The following is a 5,494-nucleotide window of genomic DNA, read 5'->3' as shown; positions in this document are numbered from 1 at the left end:
ACGACAATCTCTATGTGCACGAAACAGATACCTGGTCGCTCGCTCAGACCCTTACTCCTAGCGGCAATGGGTTTCCCCAGGATGTCGAGGGGGACCCATCCGACGGTGGATTGCTGGCCTACTGCACAGGGTATGGGGATGTCTATGTGCACGAGACGGCCAACTGGGGGCTTGAGCAGACCCTCAGCGAGACCAGTAGTGCTCTCAACTCAGTCTCGTGGAGTCCNCATTGGACAGACGACTGGACGGTTGCCGAAGAACTCACCGAATCAAGCAATTCCGTTCGGTCGGTGTCATGGAGCCCAGAGGGGTCGATGCTCGCGTATGGTGGGTCAGATGATAGCGTCCATGTCCATGATTATTGGGACTGGAGTCCTCGCGAAAGCATTTCCGAGTCGAGTAGTACAATATTTAGCGTTTCGTGGCGGGGGCTCTGACAATGGCGACAGTCGATTTTAGTGTCGAAGCAACAGATCAACCGCCGATCAGTGCGGTCGATTTCGAACTTCTGGATATTTCTGCGCCAGAGGATCCCACAATTGTCGCCGAGCGTCTTGCTGAACTCGACATCGAGTGGACGAACACCAGTGAGTACGACAACGTTGAGGTCTACCGCGACACTGCTCCGGGTATCGATTTGAGCGACGGGAACCGAATTGCAACCCTGGACGGCTCTGCTGAGAGCTACCCTGACACGGGCCTGGTCCAGGGGCGAACGTACTACTACCGCGTTGCCGGCGTCATGGATTCGTCGACTGTAGGGAGCAATGAGACGTCGGGGGCGACACTCCTCGATGCGCCAGTGATCGTCGATCTCGACAACTCGACAGCCCGCGAGATCACGGTGACGTTTGACGTTGTCGACGACAACGACGAGGGGACCGTTGAGATCCAACGCGATAGCGCCTCGGTCGGAGAGGGGGCTCGTAGCCAGACCGAGTTCACCGACGATGGCGATGTCCTCGATGGCGAGCAGCACGAGTACGTTCTCGTCCGTGATACTGGTGACCGGACAGCCGCGTCGTCTCCAGAAACTGTTATCGCCTCCCTTCCGGACGCCGCTGGCCTCTCACTCGACGGTACGCCGCCCGAGGACATGGTCGCCTCATGGGACGACACCCTGAACAACGGCCAGTACCGTGTCCAGTTGCGCGATGACGATCCCGATGGCAACCATCCCGACTGGGGAGCGGCTGGCGAGGCCACCATCAACTACGACGCTGTCCTCGAGCACACGTTCTCGAATGTCTACGACGGCGAGCAGTATAGCGTTCGCGTCCGCACGGAAACCGATCATTCGACCGGCGGGGGGCTGACCGCCGAAGAGATAACCAAACTGTTCAATCCGACCGATGTGGCGTTCACGAACGTTCAGGCTGTCGAATTGACTACAATATGGGTTGATAACGCCGAGTTCCGCGGGAGCTATCAGGTCTCCCGGACCCGACTCGATCGTGATCGAGAGGTAGATGAACTTGTCGGGACGGTCGGATCGAGCCAGGAGTCGTTCGTCGACGATGGTGTGCTCCCCGGAGCGGAGGACGAGTACTGGGTGCGCGCCCGGACCGACTGGATCCACGCCGATAGCAATGTCTCCGATCCAGTGACGACTGACGAGCAAATCTCCGGCCTGGACGGCCGTGCGGTCCCTCCTCGGGGGTGGCACGCCGAAGTCGATCACCCCGATGCCNCAGTGACGACTGACGAGCAAATCTCCGGCCTGGACGGCCGTGCGGTCCCTCCTCGGGGGTGGCACGCCGAAGTCGATCACCCCGATGCCACCTCCCCACTAACTCCCCAGATCCTCGACGGTGCGATCCGCCGGCCGACGATCAACGGATATCCTCGCGTTGAACTCCCGGCACCACACGACGAAACCTGGCACGCCGAGGCCTTCGATGACGCGACACTTCGGGTCTGGCATAACGCCGATCGCCAGCCGATCGACACCCTCCAGCATCGGAGCCTCGAGGAGGGGTCGGGCTCGAAGCGGACCGTCCTCGAGGGGCGCGGCGGCACGCCCCTCGAGCGCCGCGTCATCGAGGATCTGGACGCCCAACCGACTCACGAGTTCGTCGAGTACCTCATCAACCAGTACACAGATTACACTGCGAACGTCGACGAGCCAGTTTCAAACGTCGACGAGGGTGTCGTGCTGCAGGATCTGCAGACGTCGACGGACTTCTCGGCATCGATGGACGAGATCCCGGACGATCTACCGCTCACGATTGTCGACGATCGCCTCGAGACACAGCAGGTCTGTTGGCTCTTTGAACCAGAAACGTTTGTCCCCGCCGATGTCGTCTCGGGGAGCCAGTACTCGCGCGAGGAGGCAAGCGCACTGTCGGATTTGCTCCAAGAGGGGGGCACGACGTTCGAGGTCGACCATCGGATCCCGGCTGGAGACGTTGAGATCCAGACGCGGTATCACTCCGAGACCCAGGGGACTAACCCCGAGGTCGAGTTCCGCCTCGACGGCGAAACGATCGACACGCTTCCCAAGGATTCGGGGGCATCCGAGACCATCCAATGGGGGAATTTCACTACCTCCACTCCCAGCTCGGATCTCGAACCTGGGACACACGAGTTCGATATTCAAGTCGTCGACACGTCCGATAACACGCTCGACCCGATATATATCGATCTGGTGTCGATCACAGACGACCGCTACAACTACAACTTTGATAACTCCCCGGACCTGGGGGCGCTCGACGGGCCCGAACTCTATCCCGACGCTATTGAGGTCGTGTTCGACACGATCGCGTCCCCAATATCGATCGTCGAAGCCCAGGCCGAGGTCGAGACCAACCGCGGGGGTGGCCAGACTGCTGGCGAAGGTGCGATCGAACTCGGCGTACTCGTCGACGGCGTGGACACCTACGACAACGCTCAGGATGTCTACCAACATACCGCCGCCATGGACGGCCTCCAGACCGAGAGCGGCGTAAGAGCCGTGATCGGACGGAGGGATGAGGCGCGCAACGGGCCAACGCCACGTTTGGGCTACAAGCCCCAGACGCTCGAGTCCGTGACGCTGCGCGGTGACCTTGACGATACACCCGTGCTCACCAACCGGTCGTTCGACGCCCAACTGATCGATGTCCTCCAGGAGGTCGCCAAGATCGGCAACTTCGTGTTCGAAGTCCGAGCGGACGGCGACACGATGTCCGTCGAGTGGACGCAACTTCGGCAGCGCTCGGCGGCCGCTAACCCGGACCTCGCGGACTACTCGATCGATCGCCAGACCGAGGACATCATCGAGCGGGCGATCGTCTACGGCGGCGCACAGCGCGTCACGAGGCAGACCGTCGACGTGCAACTCGATACGTGGGTTGATCTGCCGTTCCCAGACTCTCGGCTCGTCGAGGGCAAAGAGACGGTCTACAACGGCGACACGGAGTTCGAGCCTGGTGCGGACTACGAGATTCGCTACACAACTGCGGATGGCGTGCCGCGGATCCAGGCGCTCTCGAGCGGCTCACTTTCGGACGGTCAGACCGTCAGCATCGACGCTGAGATGAAGCCCCGAGGTGAGCTCGTCCAGGGAGATGTCGTCGACGAGACGAACGCACGAACGGTCATCGAGGACATCCCCGGGCTCGCCAGCCAGCAGATGTGCGACCAGGTCGCGCTCTACCTCGTCGAGGAAACCGGCCAGGCGATCGTCGAGGCCTCGGTGACGGTACCTCACGACGCGGTCGAGTGGTCGGTGATCGACGCGATCGACCCGGCACAGTTGCCCGGCGACGGGCCCTACCAGGTCCGGGAGATCAACAGCGATGCGAGCCGGACCGAGTTGCAGCTGGGGCAGGGCCAGACGGNCTAAGCCATCTCTCTCCCTTTCTCTTGTTCCCGTTCCCGCTCTCCGTGTGCATATAGAAGCGCGAGGAACGGCAGCATGATAGCCCCCCATGTGACAACTATCCATAATAACATCATATCCAGATAGTAAGTCTATTTTATGATAAACGTTCCGCCATGCTCACGGTGATTCTGCGGGGCATGGTTAAAGAAATCGAAGTGCGACAAGAGCCGGACGAAGTCCGGTAGTTAGCTACTGCTTAGTTCTGCTTGCGCAGAGCCAGCATGGCAGCGCCGAGGAGTGCGGCGAGTGCGACAGCGACACCGAAGCCGGGCGTTCCGTCATCGTCGCCATCGGAGTCGTCACCGCCACTATCGTCGGAGCCGGAGTCACCGTCGTCCGACCCGGAGTCACTACCGGAGTCGTCGGAGCCGGAGTCGCTACCGGAGTCAGATCCGTCGTCAGACGGTTCGTCGACGAAGGTGGTGGTGCCAGTTTCTTCGTTGTCACCGGCAACAACGCTCCACTCAACGTCACCAGTCTCTTCGGCGGTGTAGTCGAAGCTGTTGCTCCATTCNGTGCCAGTTTCTTCGTTGTCACCGGCAACAACGCTCCACTCAACGTCACCAGTCTCTTCGGCGGTGTAGTCGAAGCTGTTGCTCCATTCTTCACCAGCGTCGAGCGTGATGTTATCGTTGAACGTGTTTTCGCCGCCGATCACGACGCCGACCTCGATCTCGTCAGAGGCCGAGCCACCAGTGTTGCTGACGGTCACGTCGAGCGTTCCGTCTTCACCGACAGTAACCTCACTCGGTGCATCGGTCTCGAGCTGAACGTTCGCTTCCTCAGCGTCGAAGAGGACAGAGTCAATCACGTGCTCGGCGTCACCGACAGGATCGGTTGCGCGGAGCGTGAACTCCGTCTCTGGCTCGTAGTCGCCGAACTCGTAGGTCGCCGAGAAGGAGCCGTCATCTTCGATGAGGGCATCTGGCGACTGGGTAAAGTTACCCGACGAGCGAGCACGGGTGTTGAGTTCCGTACCAGGTGCGATGTTGGATTCACCAGACAGTTCAGCACCGTCGACTGCAGGNGCTTCTTCTGCGGTGTCGTCCCACTCAATGTTGCGCTCGCTGATACTGAAGGCACTCTCGTGCGAGAGTTCTTCGTCCTCTTCGAGGTAGAACGCGCTGTCGTCAGCGTCGGCGGAGACGTCGAAGCCAGCGTCGAGGTCATCTTCGTCGTACGCGCCCGAGATGTTCTCGACGACGAGGTAGAGCGTACCGTCGTACTCGACATCGTCACCGGAGCCGAGATGGCTGGTTTCTAGCTCCCCTTCGCCGATGTTCCATTCCTTGATGTTCCGGTTCGGAGCCTCTTCCTCGGAGAGAATGAGGTTGGTGTCCTCTTCGAGGGTGCCGTCCGCGATGGCACCGGAGAGACCGTAGTCTTCGACAGCGACGATAACCTGGTCCAGGTTCGCGATCTCGTCGGTCTCAGTGAGCGTCGTCTCGTTGAGGTCGTCGAGGTCGCCGAGGTCAGCGTCTGCAGGTGCAGTGTAGGTCGTGACATCGGACGGACCGTCGTACTCGTTGAGCGTCAGGAAACCAGTGTCAGTTTCGTCAGTGACACCGTCGACTTCATTTCCGGAGACACCGACCGAGATCTCGTAGTCAGTTGCCGCGAGTGGCTGGG

5 protein-coding genes (3 of these 5 running past the window's edge) are annotated in these 5,494 nt (G+C 60.5%); 3 read left to right on the top strand and 2 right to left on the bottom strand.

Translation table 11 applies throughout. The annotated features are described in order from the left end of the window. Positions 1 to 61, top strand: partial view of an eIF2A-related protein gene (locus C484_RS22755; RefSeq protein WP_152422638.1) — the end only. 608 nt of this gene lie to the left of the window's left edge; 61 of the gene's 669 nt are visible here — the last part of the coding sequence; the start codon falls outside the window, past its left edge; it ends in the stop codon at positions 59 to 61. Beyond that, positions 1 to 437, top strand: the 3' portion of a protein-coding gene (locus C484_RS24845) for a WD40 domain-containing protein (RefSeq protein WP_049914942.1). The gene continues 55 nt to the left of window position 1, outside the view; only the last 437 of its 492 coding nucleotides appear in the window; the start codon falls outside the window, past its left edge; the stop codon is at positions 435 to 437. The genes C484_RS22755 and C484_RS24845 overlap by 116 nt, the downstream gene beginning before the upstream one ends. A gap of 3,624 nt (positions 438 to 4,061) precedes the next feature. Here the strand turns inward: C484_RS24845 and C484_RS24085 are convergent. Then, on the bottom strand, positions 4,062 to 4,853 hold the full coding sequence (locus tag C484_RS24085) for a BGTF surface domain-containing protein (protein ID WP_449289164.1): 792 nt from the start codon (positions 4,851 to 4,853) through the stop codon (positions 4,062 to 4,064). Positions 4,854 to 4,952: 99 nt separating this feature from the next. On the opposite strand from C484_RS24085, the gene C484_RS24080 reads away from it, so the two are divergent. Then, entirely contained in the window at positions 4,953 to 5,129 is a 177-nt protein-coding gene (locus tag C484_RS24080; RefSeq protein ID WP_239640892.1) for a hypothetical protein, read from the top strand. Positions 5,130 to 5,398: 269 nt separating this feature from the next. Here the strand turns inward: C484_RS24080 and C484_RS24075 are convergent, their stop codons facing one another. After that, positions 5,399 to 5,494, bottom strand: partial view of a carboxypeptidase regulatory-like domain-containing protein gene (locus tag C484_RS24075; protein ID WP_049914940.1) — the 3' end only. Its footprint extends 1,443 nt past the window's final position; the window shows 96 of its 1,539 coding nt (coding positions 1,444-1,539); its start codon lies beyond the right edge, outside the window; the stop codon is at positions 5,399 to 5,401.

This window comes from Natrialba taiwanensis DSM 12281 (assembly GCF_000337595.1).
In the GTDB taxonomy this organism is placed as follows: domain Archaea; phylum Halobacteriota; class Halobacteria; order Halobacteriales; family Natrialbaceae; genus Natrialba; species Natrialba taiwanensis.
This window is presented reverse-complemented; position numbering and strand designations above follow the sequence as displayed.